Consider the following 21,763-nt stretch of genomic DNA (forward strand, 5'->3'; position numbering starts at 1 on the left):
GCCCAGTCGGGGGAGGACAGTTGTTGACGGTGAGCGCTGTTACTTGAGCCTTCCCGACCGGGCCCCGGCCTTCGCCAGGGAAGATGAGCGGCTCTGCGCTCGATTCTAACGCATCGCCATCTACCTTAGCCTGCCCCTTCAGGCTGAAGAGAGACCGTGACCATGCCGGCGAGGCAGCATTATCGGGGCGACCAAATACCATTCAGGTCAAACTCTACCGATTCTCGAAATTCTTCGAGTAAAGTCCGTGAAATTCGTCAGTACAGATTCCGCCCGTCAGGCTCGATCTGTTTGATATCGTGCTGCGCCTCCGTAAAAACGTCCAACGCGCAACCCGAAACGCCGCCCGAACCCGTAAAAATCGGGGTCGACGTCGGGTGGCAAAAATGCCCGAATAGTTGTGGGCGCCCTGCGGTGATCGCGATCCGTTACTTGGCGCCCGACGCGCCGATCATGTCGGGCGCACGGATCGCAGAGGAAGACTTCCGCTGTTCAGTCGCCGGAGGCGATCAGCGTCTTCACCGCGACGCTGGCATCGGACAGCCGCGCAATATCCACCGGCTGCGCCGACATGATCAGCTTCTTGCCCGCCACGAAATCGCCCAGCGCGTTGACGGCCTCGACCGCGACGATCCGGTCGCCGCTCAGATGGAAGATGGAGAAGCTGTTCTCCTTGTCGGGCGTGTGCCGCACGATCTGCCGGTCGGCGTCGAACGGCACCCCGGCGATCTGCAGCTTCAGCTCATATTGGTCGGACCAGAACCAGGGCAGGTCGGGCGCGGGCAGGGGCTTGCCCATGATGTCCGCCGCCACCGCCTTGGCCTGGTCGACCGCGTTGGGCACGCTTTCCAGCCGGAACATGCGGTCGCCATAATGCGGCATCGGCCGGCGCGTCATGTCGCCGATCGCATAGATGCCCTTGGTCGAGGTCTGCCCTGCCAGATCGACGATCACGCCATGATCGCAGTGAATCCCCGCGGCGATGGCCAGCGCATCGCAGGGCGCGCCGCCGATGCCGACCAGCACTGCGTCGCAGGGAAGCACCTCGCCGTCCGACAGCTCGACCGAGCGGACATGCCCGTCCTCGCCGTGAAGCGCCGCGACCGATGCGCCGGTGCGGAACACCACGCCGCGGCCTGCATGGAAGCGGTGGAAGAAGCCGGAAAGCTCCTCGCACGCCACCCGCGACAGGATGCGCGGCTCGCGCTCCAGGATGGTGACGGCGGTGCCAAGCTCGATCGCCGAGGCCGCGACCTCGAGCCCGACATAGCCGGCGCCGATGATCACCAGCCGCTTGCCGGCGCCGATCTCACCGCGCAGCGCCTCGGCATCCTTGATGTCGCGCAGCACATGCACGCCGTTCAGCTCGGCGCCCGGGCAATCGAGCCGTCGCGCGACCGATCCGGTGGCGAGGATCAGCAGCTCCCAGCCAATCTCCCGCCCATCCGCCAGCGTCACCACCTTGCGCTCCGCGTCGATCTCCGTCGCACGCGCGCCGAGGATCGTCTCGATCTTGTTGGTCTCGTAGAATTTCGCCGGCCGCAGATAGAGCGACTCGAGCGTCGATCCGCCCTTGATATAGGCCTTGGACAGCGGCGGGCGGTGATAGGGCAGCACCGTCTCTTCGGAGATCATCACGATCTCCCCGTCATGCCCTGCCTGGCGCAGCGACGCGACCGCATTCGCGCCGGCGTGGCCGCCGCCGATGATCAGGATGCGGGGTGCGACAATCGTCATGGAATCCGTCTCCGCTCGGCCCGGCCTTCAGCGTGCCGGATGCGGGCAGGAGAGCCGAAATTTCTTGGAGCGGGTGAAGGGAATCGAACCCTCGTCGTAAGCTTGGGAAGCTTCTGCTCTGCCATTGAGCTACACCCGCATGATCGATCCGGTCGGCCGCGGCCGTCCATGTCCGATCCGCTGCCCACTCGCATATTCGTGCCCGTCCGGTCAACGACCTCGCTGCGGCGTGAACAGCGCTTTCAGCGCCTTCAGGTCGCCATTGATCCATTTCGCATCGGCCGCGAACTTTTCGTCGCTCATCTCGGGCTGGCGATACAGGGTCAGCATGACCTCGGCCCCCGCGCCATTCTGGACGACCCGCAGCGGGATGTGGACTTCGCCGCCCGTGCCGGTCTCGACGAAATGATCCATCACGCCATAATCGTTATGGGCGGTGAAGCGGATGCGGATCGGCCCTTCCGGTCCGTCGGCCAGCCAGCCGTCGCCATCCTCGCGCAGATCGGATTCGGCCAGGCCGGATGCCCATTTCGTGAAATATGCCGGCTGCCAGATTTCTTCATAGAGCGCACGCCAGTCGCGATCGATCGAGACGCTATAGGTGCGGGCCGGCAGCATCATGCTTTCCTTCGTCATGAACATTCAGGCCGAAAAGCTGTCGGCATAGGTCTTGCGCAATTCGGCCTTCTGGATCTTGCCCATCGCATTGCGCGGCAATTGGTCGACGACATAGACCAGTTTCGGGCGCTTGAACGACGCCAGCGTATCGGCCAGCGCCGCCTTGACCGCCTGCGCCTCCACCGCGCCCGGCGCCTTCGCGGCAATTACCGCGACCACGCCCTCGCCCAGATCGGGATGCGGCACGCCGATCACCGCGCATTCGGCAACGCCCGCCATCTCGTCGATCAGCGCCTCGACCTCGGCCGGGTAGACGTTGAGCCCGCCCGAGATGATCAGGTCCTTCTGCCGGCCCGAGATGAACAGATAGCCGCGATCGTCGAAGCTGCCGACATCGCCGGTGATGAAATAGCCATCGGCGCGTTTCTCCTCCGCGGTCTTCTCCGGCATGCGCCAATAGCCCTTGAACACGTTCGGCCCGCGCACCTCGATCATGCCGATTTCGCCCTGCGCCAGCGGCGTCGCGGTTTCGGCATCGGTGATGCGGATCTCCACGCCCGGCAGCGGGAAGCCCACGCTGCCCGGCACCCGGTCCCCGTCATAGGGGTTGGAGCTGTTCATATTGGTCTCGGTCATGCCGTAGCGTTCGAGGATGGCATGCCCGGTTCGCGCGCTGAACTCGCGGTGGACCTCCGCCGACAGCGGCGCGGAGCCCGACACGAACAGGCGCATGTCCCCGACCAGCTCCTTGGTGAATTCGGGGCGCGACAACAGGCGGGAATAGAAGGTCGGTACCCCCATCAGGGCGGTGCAATGCGGCAGCAGGCGGATCATCGAGTCGAGATCGAACGCCGGCAGGAAGATCATCCGCGCGCCGGTGAGCAGGATGATGTTGGTCGCGACGAACAGCCCATGCGTGTGGAAGGTGGGCAGCGCGTGGAGCAGCACATCGTCTTGCGTGAAGCGCCACAGCGCGACCAGCGTCTCGGCGTTGGACCCGAGATTGTCGTGCGTCAGCATCGCGCCCTTGGAGCGTCCGGTGGTGCCCGACGTATAGAGGATCGCCGCCAGCGCATCGCCCGCCACGTCGACGGTCGCGAAGTCGGCCGGCATCGCCGCGGCCGCCTCCATCACGCTGCCGCCGCCAGCTTTGCCCAGGGTCATCACATGGGGGACGCCGATCTCCCGGCACAACGGCCCGAGCAGCGGCTCGTTGGCCGGGCTGCACACGAACAGCGCCGGCTCGGCATCGCGCAGGAAATACTCGAGCTCGCGCGCTGTATAGGCCGGGTTGAGCGGCAGGTGGATCGCCCCGATGCGCAAGGTGGCGAGATAGACCAGCAACCCTTCCGCCGACTTGTCGACCTGCATCGCGATCCGGTCGCCGCGCCCGATGCCCATCGACACGAACAGGTTTGCAATCCGCCCCGTCGTGGCATGAAGATCGGTATAGGTGATCGTGCCGCCCTCGGGCCGGACGATGAACGGCTCGTCCAGACGCGACGTGAAGGCCTCGACGAAACGGTTGTAGAGATTGGGCATGGGCTCTCCGCGCTGGCGCTTTCTCGCGTCGCTACGCGCGCTGGCCCACTTCCCGCAAGCCATTCGCCTCCACTGAATCTTCACATGATCCCCGCCGGCCCTGCGCGGGCGGCGGATCATCGCTCCATCGGCGCATGCGACGGTCGAGCGCGTCGGGTGAGATATGTCGACTACGAAACGATTTTCGCGCCACCTTCGCGGCGTTCGCGCGTTGGAGGTATCATGCAGAAGCTGTGGTTTATCACCAACACCGCCTCCGGCACGGCGACGGCGGCAAAAGCCACGGCGATCGAAGCCGTGTTTGCCGAACACGGCCTGCGGCTCGTCGGCCGCACCGCCTTTCCGGACGACGCTTTGCCCGATGCCGATCGCCTCGATGCGGAGGGCGTCGATACCGTCGTGCTGTTCGCCGGCGACGGCACGATCAACGCGGCGGCGTGCAGGCTTGCCGACTGGACCGGTGCGATCCTCATCCTGCCGGGCGGCACGATGAACCTGCTGGCCAAGGCGCTCCACGGCAATGCCGATCCCGCCACGATCATCCACGCGGCAAAGGAAGCGGGCAGGCGGATCGCGCTGCCCTATGTCGAGGCGGGGCCGCACCGCGCCTTTGTCGGGCTGATCCTCGGCCCGGCGGCAACCTGGGTTCGGGCGCGCGAGCTGGTGCGCTCGCGGCGGCTGCGCGGGCTTGGCCGGGCGATGCTGTCGGCGTGGCGCCGAACCTTCTCGCGCGGAATCCGGCTCGAGGGTGTGCCGGGTCTGCGGCACCACGCCCAGGCGGTGTTCGTCCGGCCGGAGGCCGATCATCTGGACGTCGCGGCGGTGGACGCACGCGACTGGCGGTCGATCGCCGCGCTCGGCTGGGAATGGCTGACCGGAGACTGGGTCGCGGCGGCGCAGGTGACCCAGGTCAAGGCAAAGCGGCTGCGCATCGCCGGGCGCAAGCCGGCCCAGGCATTGTTCGATGGAGAACCCGTCAGGCTCGATGCCGATGTCATCATCACCGGCGGCATCGGGCGCGAGATGTTCATCGCGACGGTGGAGGCCACGTGATCCGCCTTTTCCATGTCAGCGACGTGCATTTCGGCCGCGAGGATCGCGCCGCCATTGCCTGGTTCGACGGGCTGGTGCGCGCCGAGCAGCCCGATGCGGTGATCATGACCGGCGACCTGACCACCCACGCGCGCCGCCACGAGTTCGCCGCCGGGCTGGCATGGCTTCAGGGGCTCGGCGTGCCGGTGACGGTGGAGGTCGGCAATCACGACCTGCCCTATTTCAACCCGATCGCGCGGCTGTTCCGGCCTTATGACCGTATCGGGGCGGTGGAGCGCCTGATCGAACGCCCGCTCGACCTGCCCGGTGTCGCGATCGTGCCGATGGTGACGACCGCGCGCGCCCAGTGGCGGCTCAACTGGTCGAAAGGGCATGTCAGCACCCGCTCGCTGCAAAAGGCCCTGGCGCTGGTCGAGGCGGCGCCGAAGGACGCGCTGGTCTTCGTCGCCTGCCACCATCCGCTGGTCGAGGCCCATACGCGGATGACCTCCTCGACCCGCAACGGGGCCGAGGCGTTCGCGGCGCTGGCGGCGGCGGGCGCGAGTGCGGTGCTGACGGGCCATGTCCACGACCCGTTCGACGTGGTCCATGAGGCCGGCGGCCGGAAGATCCGGATGATCGGCGCGGGCACGCTCTCCGAACGGGTCCGCGACACGCCGCCGTCCTTCAACGAAATCCGGATCGAGCACGGGCGCTTCGAGGTGGTGCTGCGGACGCTCGGGCCGGAACCGGATGCGGTGCTGCCGAAGGAGAAGGTCGGATAGGCGGCATCTGATTCAACCGCCTACCCGTTGGTGTATGTCCGACGCCGCCTCGCGCCCGACACCGCCGATCCGCGGGGATACCTGCTCCAGGCGGTGATGCACATAAACGACGCGCTGCCCGACCTGCGCATCGTGATCGACCATCTCTGCAAGCTGGACCCGGCGCCGCAAGAGCAGGCCGCCTATGACGCCGTGCTGCGCGAGATCGCGAAGCGGCCCAACATCTATGTGGAGCTGTCCCCAACCACTACGCCACACGGAGCGACCCCGATGACAGTCCGTAAATTCGGCATCGCAGACGCAGCCTTCGAGCGCTCGCCCGGCCAGGATGGCGATGTCTTCGCCGGCAATGTGATCGACCAGCGCCAGGGCGGGCCGATCACCATCGGCTATGGCAGATATGGCCCCGACCAGAGCATCGAGGAGACGCTTGCGGTCGACGACGTCATGATCGTGCCGGAAGGGCGATTGTCCGTCTCGGGCGACGCCGGCACGGTCACCGCCGGTCCGGGCGGGATCGTCTATATGCCCAAGGGCGACAAGGTCACGATCCGCGCGCACGATCAGGGCGCGGTCACCGCCTACGTCACCTATCCGCACTGGCAGGAGGCGCGTGAATGAGGCGTCCCGCGGTCGACCAGAGACCACGAGACCGTCGCTCGCGCGTCGCGACCATTGTACAAGATACGGTACGATGTTCGCGTGGAATGTCAGCAACCCTCATGACATTCCCAACACTGCGCCTCTGATTCAACCGGCGCGGGGATGCGGCTAATCGATCCTCATCGCCAGCCGCGATTTCTCACGGGTCAGCCAAAGCACCTGCAGTTTTTGTGTGGTTTCTGACGAATTGTCACAAAAATTCCACAGCCCCCGCATAACGGAGCGTCCGTGACGCGGTTTCACCGCGTCGTCGGCTTCATCATCCAAGGGGGAATTCATGTTCCGCTTCACGCGACTTTCGTCGCGCGCATCGTTGCGCGCGCTGCTGATGCTCGGTTCGACCGCTTCGGCCGTCATCATCGCCACCGCGCCCGTCACCGCGCAGGATTATACCAATATCGCGGCGTCGGGCCGGGTGACGTCGACGGACGGCGCGCCGATCGCCAATGCCCAGGTGAAGATCACCTCGTCGGACAAGGGCGTCAGCCGCATGGCGACGACCGATGATTCGGGCGCCTACACCATCCCGCAGATCACCCCCGGCAATTACGATGTCAGCATCACGGCAGAGGGCTTCACTGCCTATACCGAGGGCGGCATCGCGCTGACGCGGGAGACGGGCGGCGCCAACAGCTTCCGCCTGGTCCCGGTTGCGCAGAATGGCGACATCGTTGTCACCGGCACGCGCCAGCGCGTCGCCGATTTCCAGGACACCACCGTCGGCAGCACGATCAACCTTGCGTCGCTCACCCAGCGCGTGCCGATCGGCCGCTCGCTGCGCGACGTGATGCTGCTGACGCCAGGCACGGTGCAGGGATCGTCGCCCTCGAACGGCGGCTTCGCCAACCAGGTCTCGATCGCCGGCGCTGCCTTCACCGAGAATGCCTTCTACATCAACGGCCTGAATGTCACCGACTTCGTCTCGGGCGGCCAGCCGACCGAGGTGCCGTTCGATTTCTACCAGACCGTCGAGGTCAAGACCGGCGGCGCGCCGGCTGAATTCGGCCGGGCGACCGGCGGCTATGTCGTCGCGACGACCAAGTCGGGCTCGAACGAATATCATGCGAGCGTGACCGGCCTGTGGGAGCCCGACGACCTCCGCGGCAACGCGCCGTCGACCCGCACCACCGATTATCGCCACGCGACCGCCAGCCGCAAGGAACTGATCTTCCAGGCAAGCGGCCCGATCATCAAGGATCACCTGTTCATCTACGGCCTCTACAATATGCGAGACATCCGCTCGATGACGCCGCAGGCCAACCAGAACAACGCGACGGGTGTGACCAACACCAGCCCGTTCTGGGGCGGCAAGATCGACGGCTACATCACCGGCGACCATCATTTCGAATTCACCTATTTCGACACGACAAACGATACGCGCAATCGCAGCTATATCTGGGACCGCACGAACTTCGCGCTCGGCGCCAAGACCGGCGGCACCAATGCTCGGGCCGGCGGCGTCAACTATGTCGGCCGCTACACCGGCACGTTCACTCCATGGCTGACCCTGTCGGGCGCGTATGGCGTCAACAAGCTGCGCTCGGGTAACCTGCCGCTTGACACCACCAATCCACAGGTGATCGATTATCGTTCCGATCCGGCCGGCATCCAAATCGGCGCCAACAAGGTGACCGACGCCTTCAGCAGCACGAATAACGAGCGCGAATTCTACCGCGTCGATGCCGATCTTCAGTTCCACCTGTTCGGCTCGCACCATGTCCGCGTCGGTTATGATCACGAGAAGGACACGCAGGAACAGACCTTCCAGACGATCGGCGCCGGCGCGTTCAAGATCTTCGCCGTCACCAAGGATTCGGCAGGTCGAATCGGCCTGCCGGAAGGCACGCAATATTACACCACGCGCGTCTATGCGCAGAACGGCACCGCGCATGTCCGCAACGAAGCCTATTATATCCAGGATCAATGGTCGCTGCTCGACAACCGGCTGCGCCTCGATCTCGGCCTGCGCAACGATCGCTTCAGCAATCAGGGCGTGAACGGCAAGTCGTTCTTCGAATCGGGCAACCAGTGGGCGCCGCGCGTCGGCGCCTTGTTCGATCCGCTGGGCGACGGACGCACCAAGATCTTCGGGTCCTATTCGCAATATTATCTGCCGATGGCAGGCGACATCAACCTGAACGTCGCGGGCAGCCTGATCACCTATACGCGCTATAACAGGTTCAATGGCATCAGCGGACCGGGCAGCATTCCGGTCGAGGGCGCCCCGATCCTGACAGTGGTCAACACCGCCGCCTGCCCCGATACCGGCGTGCGGAACTGCGAAGTGTCAGCCGACGGTTCGGCCTTCAACCCGGCCGGCGCCATCGCCACCAACATCAAGCCGCAGTCGAGCAACGAGTTCATCCTGGGCGCCGAGCACCAGTTTGGCGATCATGTGCGGATCGGTGCCTATTTCACGCACCGCGAGCTTAAGAACGTGATCGAGGACATCTCGATCGATGCCGGCGCGCGCGCCTATTGCGTCGGCAAGGGCTTTACCGCGGCGGCGTGCCAGAAGGCGTATCCGGGCGGCAGCCAGTTCGTCATCGCCAATCCCGGCAAGGACGTGACGGTGCAGATCAACAAGCTGCCCGACGGCTCGACGCCGACGGTGACGCTGAAGGCCGCCGACCTCGGCTATCCCAAGCCGAGCCGCAACTACAACGCACTGACGCTGACCTTCGACCGCAGCTTCGATAAGAAATGGAGTCTCGCCGGCTCCTACACGCTCGCCTTCGACAAGGGCAATTACGAGGGCGGCGTTCGGTCGGAGAATGGCCAGCTGGCGATTAACCGCACCGCTGACTTCGACTCGCCGGGCTTCGTCAACGGCGCGTACGGCTATCTGCCGAATGATCGCCGCCATACTTTCAAGGCCTATGGCAGTTATCGCCTGTTCGACATGCTCGATCTGGGCGCCAATGCCGTCCTTCAGTCACCCGAACATTACAGTTGCATCGGCGCGGTGCCGCTCAGCGTCGATGCCTATGCGAACACCTATCACGGCTATGCCTATTATTGTCAGGGCAAGCTCGTCCCGCGCGGCACGGCCTTCACCGGCGACTGGCTGACCCAGATCGATGTCAGTGCCGTCGTCCATCTGCCGCTGCCGCACGGGGTCGATGCGTCGGTCCGCCTCGATGTGTTCAACCTGTTCAACAGCAACGCCGTGACGTCGTATAATAATTTCGGCGAACTGAGCGACGGATCGGCGAACCGCGACTATCGCCTGCCGGTGAACTACCAGACGCCGCGCTCGGTGCGGCTGACGGCCCGTATCGGCTTCTGAGGTCGCGCCACGGGGCCGGCCCGCGCGGCCGGCCTCGTGGCATCCGGCTTTGCAAAGACACCGACACCGAGCATGCTCGCCGGCATAGGCAGCCGGTGGGAACAGGCAATGGAGGGGGCAATAGAGAAAAGATCACAGCGCCAGCGCGAGATCATGTCGCGGCTGCGCAGCGGGCGGACGCTGTCGGTGACGGCGCTCGCGGCCGACCTCGCCGTGTCGGACGAGACGATCCGCCGGGAGCTTCGCGCGCTCGAGGAACACGGCGCCATCATCCGCGAACATGGCGGCGCACGCATGACCTCGCCGGTGCACGAAGGGCCACTTCATCAGCGGATGGAGGAGAATTCGGATGCGAAGTTGCGCATCGCCCGCGCGGCCGCCGAGTTCGTGACCGACGGCGCGATCGTGTTCATCGATTCCGGCACCACGAGCTGCTTCATCGCACGGCAACTGGTCGACCGGCGGTCGCTCACCGTCATCACCAATTCGCTGCGCGTGGCGAACGATCTGGGCGGTATCAACAACAACCGACTGTTCCTCGCCGGCGGGCAGATGGACTATGATTACCGCGCCTTCTCGGATCATGTCGCGCAGGACTATGTCCGTGGCTTCACCCCGCATCTCGCGATCCTGTCGGTCGGAGGAATCAGCATCGAGCGCGGGCTGATGGATTTCCATCCCGGCGAGGCGGCGATGAGCCGGATCGCCTATGCGACATCGAAGCAGGTGCTGCTCGGTGTCGATTCGACCAAGTTTGGTCGCTATGCGCTTATCCAGACGGCGGCGCTCAGCGAGGTTTCCATCCTCGTCACCGATCAGCCGCTGGAGGACGAGTACGCCCGGGCCTTCGCTCACGCCGAGGTGTTGATCGCCTGACGACCACTGACCGCGCGCATCAGCGGCACGCCGACGAACAGGACAAGCAATGCGCCGACGCCTGCCAGTGCCGCCTGGAGCAGCCAGAAGGATGGCGGCGCCATGCGTTCGTAACAGATGCCGCTGAATCCGACCCACAGGTTGGCGAAGAAGCCGTGCAGGTAGAACAGCCCCATCCAGAAACCGACCAGCCGACGCGGCGCGATATCCGCGATCAGGCTCAGGCCCGAGGGCCAGATCAGCACGATCGCACTGTCGATCAGCAGCAGATAAAAAAGCGCCCATGACAGTGACAGCGGCGCGTTGCCGCCGGCCGCGCTGCCGATAGCCAGGACCAGGCATCCGGCCGCGCAGCACAGCCCGCCGAGCAGGACCTGCACCACAGCGCCGATCCGGAGGCCGCGCCGTTCGAGCGCGCCCATCGCGATCTGCGATCCGACGATCAGCGCCAGCGTGAAGGCGCCGTCGAGCGACAGGAACCAGGCAACCGGCATGGTCCATTCGGCCACGTGCAGGTCGATATGGGTGCGCGCCCATATCAGGAAAGTGCTGCCGAGCTGTTCATAGGCCGCGAAGCAAAGATAGATCGCGATCAGGGTGACAATCAGCAACGCAGTCGCCGGGATCCGGTACGATCGCGCTCCGGCCGGTTGCTCAGTCGCCGGCATGCGCTCCGTTTCGCGGCCGCTGCGCGCGTAGAATAGCAGCCCGATCGCGACCGCAGCGGCGGCCGCGCCGATCGCATTGACCGGTCCGGCAACCACTGCCAGGGCGCCGCACGCCAGCGGACCGCAGATCACGCCCGCATTCAGGAAACCGAGATAGACGGCATAGCCGCGCCGCCGCCGCGCCTCGTCGCGAAACAACAGCCCGACCTGCGCCGACAGATTGCCTTTCAGCACGCCGGTGCCGATCGCGAACGGGATCAGGCCGATCAGGAAGCTCTGCTCGCGAAGCATCATCACCAGGCCGATCAGCATGCCGATCCCGCCACCCACCACCATCAGCCGCCGGCTGCCGGTCAGGTCGCCGATCAGGCCGCCAAACGGGATCGAGAGATAGATCAGCGCATTGGCATAGCCATAAAGCTGGGAGGCAAGGCCGATGCTCGATACCGCGCCGAACATTGCGGCGCTGGCCGAACGAAAGGCCGATGCTCCAATCACGCGCGACAGATCGCCGACCAGCACCCGGTCGATCAGGATCAGGACAAGAAGCGACTTCACGCCGTGCAAGGCGAATCGCTCCCAGAACTCCATCGCCGCAAGCGACAGGAATCGGGGATTGAGTATCTTGCCGTCTGCCGCCGCGCCGCCCGATGCCATCTCGCCTGCCTTCGTCGAGCGGAGCGCTTAGGCACGCTTCGCAACACGATGATGACAGTCCGGCGTGGCTCAGACCGGATGAGGGAAGGCGGGTGCGGGCTCGCTGATGCCGGGCGCTCCGGTCTCCACGTGTCCGGCGAGGCGCAGCCGCGTCCCGCCGTCTCCGGTCAGCATGAGATCGTACCAGCGATGGTCGGCGAGCTTGACCGGCCGCTGCGACTCGGTACCCGCCGCGAGTGTGACCCGTTCGCTCGTGCCGCTATGCGCGCAGTGCAGGGCCAGGGCGATCCCGTCGCCGCCGCGATTGGCGAGGCGCAGCGTGCCGCCCGTCCCGTCTTCGCGCCAGTCGATCGCTGCCTCGATCCACGGGGCGCCCGCATCGCCGCAGGACGCGCGGTGGAAGCCGTCCGGGCCATGCACGACGATCGCGTGCGGCCGATCCCGACGAAGCGGCCAGCTTTCCTCGAGATGCGACGTCGCGGCGACGGTGAAATAGCGCCAGCCGGAGAAGGTTGTTTCGTCCTGCACGCCGAACACGATGCCGACCGCTCCCTGATTCTCGAACCGCAACGTCAGGCCGCCCTCGGACCAGGAAGGTTCGACGGCGAAGCGGTACGGCAAAGGCCTGGCGCGGCGGGTGCCCGACTCCTGCGCCGGCACGCCGACGCTTTTTGCGATCACCGGCGCGGGAGCGCTGGCGCACAGGCGCTCTGTTTCGGCGATATAGCTCGCGACCGACGGCAATGCCGCCGCCCAGCGCGTGTCGAGGCGGGCTTCCTTCGACACGTCGAAGTCGAAGATCGAGGTCAGGTCGCCGCATATCGAGCGCCGCCAGGGCGAAATATTCGGTTCGCCTACCCCGAAGCGCTTCTCCAGGAAACGCAGCACCGATGTGTGGTCGAAAAGTTGCGAGTTCACCCAGCCGCCGCGGGTCCAGGGCGAGATCACCAGCATCGGCACACGTGGGCCGAGACCGACCGGCTCGCCCTGATAGGTCTCGCTGCGCACATCGACATTGCTCGCGCCATAGGCCGGGGCGATCGCCGGCATCGGCGCCGGCACATGATCGAAGAATCCGTCATTCTCGTCATAATTCAGGATGAAAGCGGTCTTCGCCCAGACCTTCGGATTGGCGGCGAGCGCCGCGATGAGGCTGCCGATCAGCACTTCGCCGAACGGCGGCGGCGCATCGGGATGTTCGCTCATCTGCATCATCGGCACGATCCAGGAAACCGAGGGCAAGCGATCGGCGGCCACGTCGGCGGCGAAGGCAGCGATCAAATGCTGAGCCTGGGTCTTTTCCGGATCCGCGGGGGCAACGCCGTCCACCCAGTCGACATAAGCCCGCCCGCGCCGATAGAGCGAGGAGGCGCGGTCGAGCTTACGGAACTCCTTGAAATAGCCGAGCGGATTGTCCGAATAATTGGCCACTTCCTGATAGACGCGCCAGGAGACACCTGCTTCTTCCAGCCGCCCCGCATAGGTGCGCCAGGGCAGCCCGTCGGTCGCATCGTCCTTCGCCATGTCGGCACCGGGATTGGCATCGGTGCCGCCGTTGGTGACGCAATAGACGCCTTCCTGGCCGACGCTCAGGCCATTCGTGCCGCTGAAATGATAGAGCCGGTTCGGTCCGGTTGGACCTTGCAACGAGCAGTGATAGCTGTCGCAAATGGTGAACTGGTCGGCCAGCGCGTAATAATAGGGAATATCGGCGCGGGTCAGGTGCGCCATGGTGAGCGGTCCCTTCTGGTCGGCCCAGACGTCCCAGTTGCGCCAGCGCGCCTGGCTGTCCTTCCAGCTATGGTCGAGCCCGGTGAAGCACCGCGCGTTGCTGATGTTGTAGTCGAGCCTGAACGGCCAGGCGATCTGTCCGCCATCGCGATCGGCGCGGCGCTGTGCCCAGACCGCCTTCCCGCCGGGCAGCCTGACCGGGCGCGGATCGCCGAAGCCGCGCACGCCGCGCAGGGTGCCGAAATAATGATCGAACGAGCGGTTCTCCTGCATCAGGATCACGACATGCTCGATATCGGCAATCGAGCCGCGCCCGCCCAGTCGCCGGAGCCCCTGCGCCGGCTCGCTCGTGGCGATCGCGGCACCGGAAGCGCCGAGGAGAAAAGCCCTGCGGTCGATCGTCACTTCTGTCTCCCATCGCGATCCTGTCCTGCCGGCGCACCCGAGCGCCGACCGGACCCGCTACCGCCGCTAGCCGTGCTATGTGGAAGAGATGTGACGAACGTCGGGTTCTTTGGGGTTTTTGACCGAACTGGTCACGGTGACAACAATGAGGAGGGCTGCGGCACTTTACGAACCTAGCGCCGCGAGCGCGCGTCGGGCGCCTCGGCCGGTGCTTCGGCCGCCAGCTTGCGGAAATCGACATCGCTATAGGCGGTCGAATGCAGGAAGGCCGCCCAGATCGCCACATTCTGGTTCAGCTTCTCCGGGTTCACCTTGTCCAACGTGTCGTCGGCCGAATGGTGCAGGTCCATGTAGCGCAGCACGCTGTTGCGGAACTCGACCACCGGGGCGCCGGCGCGCACCATGGCCGATACGTCCGATCCGCCCTGGGTGGCCGGGGTCAGGTCGCTGACCACGCCGAGCGGCGCCAGAGCAAGGCGAAAGGCAGCCATTGCCGGATGGGCGTCCGCGCCCTTGGGCAGGGCGGCGTTGTACACGGTGTCGGCGCCATCGTCGCTCTCGCCGACCACGACGATCTTCGGCATTTCGTCCTTGTGGGCCGAGGCATAGGCGACGCTCGATCCGCCTTGTTCCTCCGAACCCCACATCACGACGCGAATGGTCCGGCGCGGCTTGCCTTGGCCAGCGGTCGCCATCTTTGCCGCCGCCATGGTGATGGCGATGCCCGCACCGTCGTCGACCGCGCCGGTCCCGGGATCCCAGCTGTCCAGATGGCCGCCCAGCACGATGACCTCATCGGTCGTGCCCTGGATCTCGCCCGAGATATTATAGGCGGTGGAGGCCGGGTTCGTGGTCGACTGGGCATTGATGCGCACCGTCACCGGCTTGCCGCGCGCGGCCATCCGTTCCAGCAGGTCGGCATCGGGTTTCGACAGCGCGACCGAGGAAATGCCGCCATCGGCACCGCCGCCGGTGTGCGGCAGGCGGGTGTCGTCGGTCGACAGCGAGCGCATCATATAGCCGATCGCGCCGCGCTTCGCCGCCTCCACCGCGCCGCGGCTGCGCTGCGCGTTGATGTTGGCATATCCGGAAATGTCCTGCGTCTTCGCCATCACCTGGGTGACGACCGCGATCTTGCCCTTCAGAGATCCTTCCGGCTGATTGAGAAATGCCTGATAGCTTTTGAACAACGCGATCTCGCCGGTGAGCCCGCCCGGCGGCGTCGAGGCCGAACGCCCCAGCGCCAGGATGTGCAGGGGTTGCGGGTAGGGGCTGATCACCTCCGCGGTGTCGATCCCGGTCCGGGTCCAGGTCGGTGTGGTGAAGGTTTCGACCTTCACATTCTGGAAGCCCATCGCCTTCAGCTTGGCCACGCCCCAGTCGCGGGCGCGGTCCATCGCCGGCGTGCCGACCGGCCGCGGGCCGACTTCGGTCGTGAGCGATTCGAGTACGTCCCACGCGGTCTTGTCGGTCAGCGCCCGGTCGCGGGCCGCCGCCGCGCCGGCCGTCAGATCCTGGGCTTGCGCCGCACCGGTGAGCGCGAGGACCGCCGTGGCGGCGAGAAAGGCGTGAAATTTCATGGGCGTCCCCTTCTTCAAGAAAGATTTTGAATTTTTTCCGTAACGGATACGTAGCGAAACCGTCATCAGCGCATGGAATAGGCGCGCCCCTAGACCTTTTCCGGCGCCGCAGACGAACCCGTCGCGGCGCCTTTGCACAAATGGGGGCCATAATGTTGCAAAAGTCAGTTCTCGCGTTGACGGCGGCTGCCTGTCTGACACTCGCCACGCAGGCGCATGCCCAAGATGCCGCGCCGGCCAAGGCCGTGGATGCTCCGGCCGGCGCCGAGGACGGCGAGACCCAGGACATCGTCGTCATCGGCAGCGGCGAGACCCGCTCGGTCTCCACCCTGTTGCCGTCTAACCTCGACGTGCTGCCGCCCGGCACCAGCATCCAGAAAGCGCTGAACTTCCTGCCGGGCGTCAGTGCCCAGTCGATCGACGCGCTTGGCCTCAACGAACAGTCGCTGTCGCTCCAGGTGCGCGGCTTCAACACCACGCATCTCGGTTACACGCTGGACGGCGTGCCGCTCGGCGACGGCGCCTATAATAATTATAACGGCCTCACCATCGGCCGCGCGCTGATCTCCGACAATCTCGGCCGTGCCGATCTCGCGACCGGGATCGCGGGCCTCGGCATCGCCTCGACCAGCAACCTCGGCGGCGCGCTGATCTATACGAGCAGCGACCCGCACAGGGACATGGGGCTTGCGGTCAGCCAGACCGTCGGCAGCGAGGATGCCCTGCGCACCTTCATCCGCTTCGATACCGGCGAGCACAATGGCTTCTCCGCCTATCTCTCCGGCCAGTACAGCCAGCAGGACCTGTTCGTGAACCAGCCGGCCTGGAACAAGTCCACCGGCAAGCAATTCAACGGCAAGCTGAAGTACAGGTTCGACGGCGGTACGATCACCGCCTTTGCCGATATCTCGCGCACCAACCAGGCCGACGACGCCTATCTGTCGAAGGACATGCTTAACCGCCTGGGCTATGATTGGGGCGGCTATGCGCCGAACTGGCAGGCCTATCTCGACCGCGCCTATTGCTCCGTGACGGCGCCGACCGCGCCGGGCAAGTGCGTCGATTCCAAACTGCCGGAAAAGCGTGCCGACGTGACCTTCACCAACGGCCAGATCCTGCGCAACGACGAGCTCTATTATATCGCCGGCGACTTCGACCTCACCAAGTCGCTCAGCGTGCGCGGGCAGATCTATCATCACACCGACAAGGGTGCCGGCAACAACTGGATCACCGGCTGGTCGACCCAGGGCACGACCTCGACCGCGGATGACCTGCCGGTGCAGATCCGCGACACGCGCTACACCATCGACCGTACCGGCGCGCTCGGCAGCGTGAGCTGGCATGTCGGCTTCAACCATTTCGAGGCCGGCTTCTGGATCGAGGACAACACCAGCAGCGCCGCGCGCTATATCTGGACCAACGTCACCGGCCCGTTCAGCCTGGCGCAGTTCCTGAAGGGCCAGCCGGATACCGCGCAGTGGGTCCAGTCGACGACCTGGAAGACGCGGCAATTCTACGTCCAGGACACTGTCTCGCTGCTCGATGATGCACTGAGCGTCGATTTCGGTTTCAAGAGCACCTATTCGAAGTCCGATGCCCAGGCCCGGCGGGGTATCGCCAAGGCGGCGCCGCCTGCATCGAGCCAGTTCGCCAGCGGTTCGCTGGTGGCGAAGGACAATTTCCTGCCCGAAGTCGGCCTGCGCTGGAAGATCGCGCCGCGGCACGAAGTATTCGCGAGCTATGCAGAGAACATCGCGATGTTCCAGGGCGGCTTCAAACTCGGGCCGCAATCGGTATCGCAGGCAGTCTGGGACGTGCAGGGCAAGACGCTGAAGCCCGAGACATCGAAGAGCTTCGAAGGCGGCTATCGCTATGTCAGCGGCCCGCTGCAGGTTTCGCTGACCGGCTATTGGGTCGATTTCAACAACCGCCTGCTTCAGTACAATCCGTGCCCGACGAACCAGCAGCAGAATCCCGGCTGCGGCAATTCCTTCCACAATGCCGGCAGCGTGACCAGCAAGGGCGTCGAGCTGGGGGTACTGTGGAAGCCTGCGCCCTGGCTGAGCTGGTACAATTCGGCCTCGTACAACAGGTCGACCTATAATGAGGACCTCAACTGGTGCACGGCCACCTGCGTGCTCTACGCGACGGCGGGCAAACAGCAGGTCGATACGCCGAAGGAAATGGCCGCCAGCGTGGTGACCGTCAAGCAGGGCGGTTTCTCTGCCTCGGTCCAGGGCAAGTACACCGGCCGCCGCTATTACACCTATACCAACGATCAGAGCTTTGGCGGCTATGTCACCTTCGATCTCGGCCTCGGCTATGACTTCGGCCAGTTCGGTCCGCTGAAGGGCGCGAAGGTCGCGCTGAACGTCACCAACCTGACCGACAAGCGCTATGCGTCGAACTTCGACAACAGCGTGTTCGCGCCGAACGATCCGGCGGGCACCATCCTGGTGTTCCACTCGTCGGCACCGCGCCAGCTGTTCGGCACGATCAGCGCCGCCTTCTGATGGCGTGACTCTTCCCCGCCTTTGCCGGCGGGGAAGAGTCCGGCAGCCGGCCAATCAAATCGTTCGCTGTCACGGTTTCGCAACAAAAACGTAGCCGAAACGGCACTTTCCACGGGCAAGGCACCCTCGCGCTGCGGCGCAGCAACAACACAAAAGGGGCCTCCGTGATTCGATTTACCTGCAGCACGCTCGCGCTTGCCGGCGCACTTTTCTACGCCAATGCTGCGTCTGCGCAGACGGCCCCGATCGAAGCGGGTGACACCACCGACGGTGCCGAGACGATCGTCGTTACCGCCGCCAAATCGACTCGCTCGGCGACCGCGCTGCCCGGCACCGAGATCCAGAAGATCCTGCCCGGCGTGTCGCCGCTGAAGGCGATTCAGACCCTGCCCGGCGTGCTCTACATCACCGCCGATCCATGGGGCTATAACGAGCAGAACGCCCAGATCTTCATCCATGGTTTCGCCGCCAACCAGCTCGGCTACACCATGGATGGCCTGCCGCTGGGCGATCAGAGCTATGGCAATTACAATGGTCTCTCGCCGCAGCGCTCGGTGATCTCGGAGAATGTCGGCCGCGTCGTCGTGTCGACCGGCGCAGGCGATCTCGCCACCGCGTCGAACAGCAACCTTGGCGGCACCGTCGAGACCTTCTCGTCGAACCCGCTCGAGAATTTCGGCGTCCAGGCTGCGCAAACCTTCGGCAGCTATGACACGTCGCGCACCTTCGTGCGCATCGACAGCGGCAAGTTCGGCCCCGGCGGCACGAATTCGGCCTATATCTCGGCAGCGCGTCAGCATGCACGTGCCTGGGACTTTAACGGCACGCAGGGCGGCTACCAGGCCAATGCCAAGTTCGTGCACGACAGCAGCATCGGCAAGATCACCCTCTATGCCGACTATAACGACATGACCCAGCCGAACGAGGACGCGACCGTGTTCTTCAAGCCGTCGGCGGGCAAGACGGCCACCGCGGTCCAGCTCTACACGCCCTATGCCAAGCCGTTCTTCTACCCGGATTTCGGCGGGTACCGGACGTCCTACCTGAACGCGATGGGCAATTCGCCCGCGGCCGAGGGCAGCAATTATCGCAACTATTATTCGGATGCGCAGCGGACCGACTATCTCGGCTATATCCGATACGATGCGAAGTTCGGGGACCATATCACCTGGGCTACGACGGGCTATTACCATCACAATGACGGCGCCGGTGTCGTTGCCGGCCCGCTCGGCCAGTCGATCACCACTGCCCAGCCCTATCTCGACCCCAATTATGCGACGCTCCCGGCCAACTGCCGCTTCGCCGGCAACGCCAACGGCATCCGCCCGTCGACCGGCACTAACCCCTGTACGGCGCTGACCGACGCCCAGGCGACGGCGGCCGGCGCCGCGCTGGTCGCGGCGACCGGCGGTTCGGGCCTGATCACCCGCACCACCGAATATCGCATCGATCGCGGCGGCGTGATCTCGGCGCTCACCGCCGAGCTCGGCGATCATAAAATCGAACTCGGCGGCTGGTTCGAACATAACAGCACCACCCAGTGGCGCCGCTGGTACGGCGTCGACGCCACCAACCCGGCATCGAGCACGCCCTATATCCGCCCGCTTGAGGCAGCCGCGCCGCTGTTCACCCAATATCAGGGCGAAGCACGGATCAACCAGCTTCAGCTGCACATCCAGGACACCTGGCAGGCGACCGACAAGCTGATCCTCCAGGCCGGCTTCAAGACCAGCGCGCAATGGGCCAATGGCTGGTTCCCGGTTCAGCCCAAGGCAGGCTCGCTCTCGGGCCTGACCGGCGGCCTGCCGCAGGGCCGGATCAACACGCTGCGCTGGTTCCTGCCGGCGGCAGGCGCGACCTATGATTTCAACGGGCATGAAGAAGTCTATTTCAACGTCCAGAAGAACCTGCGCCAGTATCAGGCATATCTGGCCGGCGGTGGCGGCCCATGGTTCACCGGCAGCCAGGCGGCGTTCGATGCCTTTGCCGACCAGGGCAAGCCGGAGAGCAGCTGGACCTATGAGGGCGGCCTGCGCACCCGCCGCAGCCTCGGAAGCGACATCGGCCTGGAGGCGCAGGTCAATTATTACCATGTCGTGTTCAACAACCGCCTGCTGGCGATCTCGACCAACCCGGGCGGCATCGCCGGCGGCGGCATCACCGGCGGCACGTCGATCCTCGTCAATGTCGGCGACGTGAAGACGGACGGTGTGGATGCCGCCTTCACCTTGCGGGTCGGCCGGGCCTTCTCGCTCTACAATGCGACATCGTACAATCTCTCCAAATATCAGAGCGACTATAGTGCGGCCGCGTCCGGCATCGGTGCCGCCACCGGTTCGTGCATCGGCGGCTATCTCGTCACCAACGGCGTGGTGCCGACTTGCGGCAAGCAGCTTCCCGGCACGCCGAAATGGATGAACAAGACGGTCGCGACGGTCGCGGCCGGGCCGTTCGAGGCGCAGGTGATCGGCGATTTCGTCGGCCGCCGGTTCAGCACCTTCTCCAACGACGCGAGCGTGGCATCCTATTTCCTGACGTCGCTGCGGATCGCCGCGCGGCTTCCGGAGAACATCCTGCCGCTGCGCAAGGTCGAGCTCGCGCTGAACGTCACCAACCTGGCCGACAAGAAGGGCGTATCCACCCTGTCGATCGGGTCGGCGGTCAACAGCTATTCGGCCTATCCGATCGCGCCGCGCCAGTGGTTCCTGACCCTGTCGGCGGCTTATTGAGGCGACGCTGATGTCGAAGCGCTGGAGGGACGGGGAGTCCCTCCAGCGCAGCGGGATACCCCAAGTCCTCCCCAATATGCCGACCAGATTCCGGTCGCTACCATCTTGCGAGGGGGGTATATCTTGCAAGCCGCCCTTCATCCGGGCAGCATCCGCCCGTCGCAAGACGCATTGGGGAGTGGGCAATGTCGAACGAAGTCGGTCCTGTCCTGAACCGGAATGCCGTGGTGGAACTGCGGGTACAAATCTCGCCCGTCGGCCTGTTGTCGATCGCGGCCATCGTCCTGGCGGGGGCCGTGGTCACCGGGGTCGCGATCCGGGAGGCGCGGCGACCGCTCCTTCCCCGCGCCAGATAGCGAAAGACGGAGCGGACCTCAGATCGGCAGCCGCGTCGTCGCCTTCACTTCTTCCAGCACCGCATAGGTCCGCGTCTCGCGCACGCCGGGGATGCTGGTCAGGATTTCCCCCAGGAAGCGCCGATACGCCGCCATGTCGGCCACGCGTACCTTGAGCAGATAATCGAACCCGCCTGCCACCATATGGCATTCGAGCACCTCGGGAATGTCGCCGACTTGCGCCGCGAACGCCGTGAACACATCGTCGGTGGTGCGATCCAGCACGACCTCGACGAAGATCAGCAGCGCCTGCCCAAGCTTCGCCGGGTCGAGTAGCGCGGTATAGCCCGCGATCACGCCGCTCGCCCGCAGCCGCTTCACCCGGTCGAAACAGGCGGCGGGGGAGAGGCCCGCGCGGCTCGCCAGTTCCTGGTTGGTGATGCGCCCGTCCTCCTGCAGGATGCGCAGGATTCGGAGGTCGACGGCATCTGCCGAAGATTCCATGGCACGGGCGCTCATTTGTAAGACTCCTTCGGCATCGGCGCCAATATAACGAAGCACGTTCAGCCCGCAAAGCAGTATGACGAAGATGTTCAGCCATCT

Annotated in this window: 15 protein-coding genes and 1 tRNA gene; 8 read left to right on the plus strand and 8 right to left on the minus strand. The window is 65.1% G+C overall.

Features of this window, described 5'->3' with window-relative positions:
• Positions 1–492 precede the first annotated feature (492 nt).
• The 4 genes from AC1DT7_RS09245 to AC1DT7_RS09260 all read right to left on the minus strand — a co-directional run bounded on the left by AC1DT7_RS09245 (position 493) and on the right by AC1DT7_RS09260 (position 3,897).
• The gene (locus tag AC1DT7_RS09245) at positions 493–1,737 is read right to left on the minus strand and encodes an NAD(P)/FAD-dependent oxidoreductase (protein ID WP_478035647.1); all 1,245 of its coding nucleotides are present in this window, start codon (positions 1,735–1,737) and stop codon (positions 493–495) included.
• A 65-nt stretch (positions 1,738–1,802) separates the two neighbouring features.
• Positions 1,803–1,876 (minus strand) — tRNA-Gly (locus AC1DT7_RS09250).
• 71 nt (positions 1,877–1,947) lie between these two features.
• Complete coding sequence (locus AC1DT7_RS09255) at positions 1,948–2,358, minus strand: polyketide cyclase (protein ID WP_478035648.1); 411 nt, start codon at positions 2,356–2,358, stop codon at positions 1,948–1,950.
• 21 nt (positions 2,359–2,379) lie between these two features.
• Positions 2,380–3,897: a malonate--CoA ligase gene (locus AC1DT7_RS09260; protein ID WP_478035649.1), complete on the minus strand. Its 1,518-nt coding sequence runs from the start codon at positions 3,895–3,897 to the stop codon at positions 2,380–2,382.
• Positions 3,898–4,119: 222 nt separating this feature from the next.
• Here AC1DT7_RS09260 and AC1DT7_RS09265 point away from each other — a divergent pair, with 222 nt between their 5' ends.
• From AC1DT7_RS09265 to AC1DT7_RS09285, 5 genes are all read left to right on the plus strand, one after another.
• A complete protein-coding gene (locus AC1DT7_RS09265; protein WP_478035650.1) occupies positions 4,120–4,950 on the plus strand; it encodes a diacylglycerol/lipid kinase family protein in 831 nt (276 codons plus the stop codon).
• A complete protein-coding gene (locus AC1DT7_RS09270; RefSeq protein WP_478035651.1) occupies positions 4,947–5,714 on the plus strand; it encodes a metallophosphoesterase family protein in 768 nt (255 codons plus the stop codon). Before AC1DT7_RS09265 ends, AC1DT7_RS09270 begins: the two co-directional genes overlap by 4 nt.
• A gap of 96 nt (positions 5,715–5,810) precedes the next feature.
• Positions 5,811–6,335, plus strand: a complete 525-nt coding sequence (locus tag AC1DT7_RS09275; protein WP_478035652.1) for an amidohydrolase family protein — start codon at positions 5,811–5,813, stop codon at positions 6,333–6,335.
• A 319-nt stretch (positions 6,336–6,654) separates the two neighbouring features.
• On the plus strand, positions 6,655–9,666 hold the full coding sequence (locus tag AC1DT7_RS09280; protein ID WP_478035653.1) for a TonB-dependent receptor: 3,012 nt from the start codon (positions 6,655–6,657) through the stop codon (positions 9,664–9,666).
• Positions 9,667–9,774: 108 nt separating this feature from the next.
• Positions 9,775–10,542, plus strand: coding sequence for a DeoR/GlpR family DNA-binding transcription regulator (locus tag AC1DT7_RS09285; RefSeq protein ID WP_478035654.1), 768 nt, complete (start codon positions 9,775–9,777; stop codon positions 10,540–10,542).
• On the opposite strand, the gene AC1DT7_RS09290 is transcribed toward AC1DT7_RS09285, so the two are convergent.
• The 3 genes from AC1DT7_RS09290 to AC1DT7_RS09300 form a co-directional block, all read right to left on the minus strand.
• The gene (locus tag AC1DT7_RS09290) at positions 10,518–11,867 is read right to left on the minus strand and encodes an MFS transporter (RefSeq protein WP_478035655.1); all 1,350 of its coding nucleotides are present in this window, start codon (positions 11,865–11,867) and stop codon (positions 10,518–10,520) included. The genes AC1DT7_RS09285 and AC1DT7_RS09290 overlap by 25 nt on opposite strands.
• 69 nt (positions 11,868–11,936) lie before the next feature.
• A complete protein-coding gene (locus AC1DT7_RS09295; RefSeq protein WP_478035656.1) occupies positions 11,937–14,003 on the minus strand; it encodes a phosphocholine-specific phospholipase C in 2,067 nt (688 codons plus the stop codon).
• Between the two features lie 173 nt (positions 14,004–14,176).
• Positions 14,177–15,583 carry a M20/M25/M40 family metallo-hydrolase gene (locus AC1DT7_RS09300; RefSeq protein ID WP_478035657.1) on the minus strand — a complete coding sequence of 469 codons (1,407 nt, stop codon included), beginning with the start codon at positions 15,581–15,583 and terminating at the stop codon, positions 14,177–14,179.
• A gap of 152 nt (positions 15,584–15,735) precedes the next feature.
• Between AC1DT7_RS09300 and AC1DT7_RS09305 the strand changes: the two genes are divergently transcribed.
• From AC1DT7_RS09305 to AC1DT7_RS09315, 3 genes are all read left to right on the plus strand, one after another.
• Positions 15,736–18,096: a TonB-dependent receptor gene (locus AC1DT7_RS09305; protein ID WP_478035658.1), complete on the plus strand. Its 2,361-nt coding sequence runs from the start codon at positions 15,736–15,738 to the stop codon at positions 18,094–18,096.
• 164 nt (positions 18,097–18,260) lie between these two features.
• A complete protein-coding gene (locus AC1DT7_RS09310) occupies positions 18,261–20,825 on the plus strand; it encodes a TonB-dependent receptor (protein ID WP_478035659.1) in 2,565 nt (854 codons plus the stop codon).
• 185 nt (positions 20,826–21,010) lie between these two features.
• Complete coding sequence (locus AC1DT7_RS09315) at positions 21,011–21,181, plus strand: hypothetical protein (RefSeq protein WP_478035660.1); 171 nt, start codon at positions 21,011–21,013, stop codon at positions 21,179–21,181.
• Between the two features lie 18 nt (positions 21,182–21,199).
• Here the strand turns inward: AC1DT7_RS09315 and AC1DT7_RS09320 are convergent, their stop codons facing one another.
• Positions 21,200–21,679: an Lrp/AsnC ligand binding domain-containing protein gene (locus tag AC1DT7_RS09320; RefSeq protein ID WP_372856703.1), complete on the minus strand. Its 480-nt coding sequence runs from the start codon at positions 21,677–21,679 to the stop codon at positions 21,200–21,202.
• Positions 21,680–21,763: the final 84 nt, after the last annotated feature.

The organism is Sphingomonas sp. P3_C6 (genome assembly GCF_056402595.1).

Bases quoted from the DNA above. Each gene is read 5' to 3' on its own strand.
- AC1DT7_RS09290 (WP_478035655.1), bottom strand. From the start codon at position 11,867: ATGGCATCGGGCGGCGCGGCGGCAGACGGCAAGATACTCAATCCCCGA.
- AC1DT7_RS09275 (WP_478035652.1), top strand. From the start codon at position 5,811: ATGCACATAAACGACGCGCTGCCCGACCTGCGCATCGTGATCGACCAT.
- AC1DT7_RS09245 (WP_478035647.1), bottom strand. From the start codon at position 1,737: ATGACGATTGTCGCACCCCGCATCCTGATCATCGGCGGCGGCCACGCC.
- AC1DT7_RS09260 (WP_478035649.1), bottom strand. From the start codon at position 3,897: ATGCCCAATCTCTACAACCGTTTCGTCGAGGCCTTCACGTCGCGTCTG.
- AC1DT7_RS09280 (WP_478035653.1), top strand. From the start codon at position 6,655: ATGTTCCGCTTCACGCGACTTTCGTCGCGCGCATCGTTGCGCGCGCTG.
- AC1DT7_RS09315 (WP_478035660.1), top strand. From the start codon at position 21,011: ATGTCGAACGAAGTCGGTCCTGTCCTGAACCGGAATGCCGTGGTGGAA.
- AC1DT7_RS09255 (WP_478035648.1), bottom strand. From the start codon at position 2,358: ATGATGCTGCCGGCCCGCACCTATAGCGTCTCGATCGATCGCGACTGG.
- AC1DT7_RS09320 (WP_372856703.1), bottom strand. From the start codon at position 21,679: ATGAGCGCCCGTGCCATGGAATCTTCGGCAGATGCCGTCGACCTCCGA.
- AC1DT7_RS09265 (WP_478035650.1), top strand. From the start codon at position 4,120: ATGCAGAAGCTGTGGTTTATCACCAACACCGCCTCCGGCACGGCGACG.
- AC1DT7_RS09300 (WP_478035657.1), bottom strand. From the start codon at position 15,583: ATGAAATTTCACGCCTTTCTCGCCGCCACGGCGGTCCTCGCGCTCACC.
- AC1DT7_RS09285 (WP_478035654.1), top strand. From the start codon at position 9,775: ATGGAGGGGGCAATAGAGAAAAGATCACAGCGCCAGCGCGAGATCATG.
- AC1DT7_RS09305 (WP_478035658.1), top strand. From the start codon at position 15,736: ATGTTGCAAAAGTCAGTTCTCGCGTTGACGGCGGCTGCCTGTCTGACA.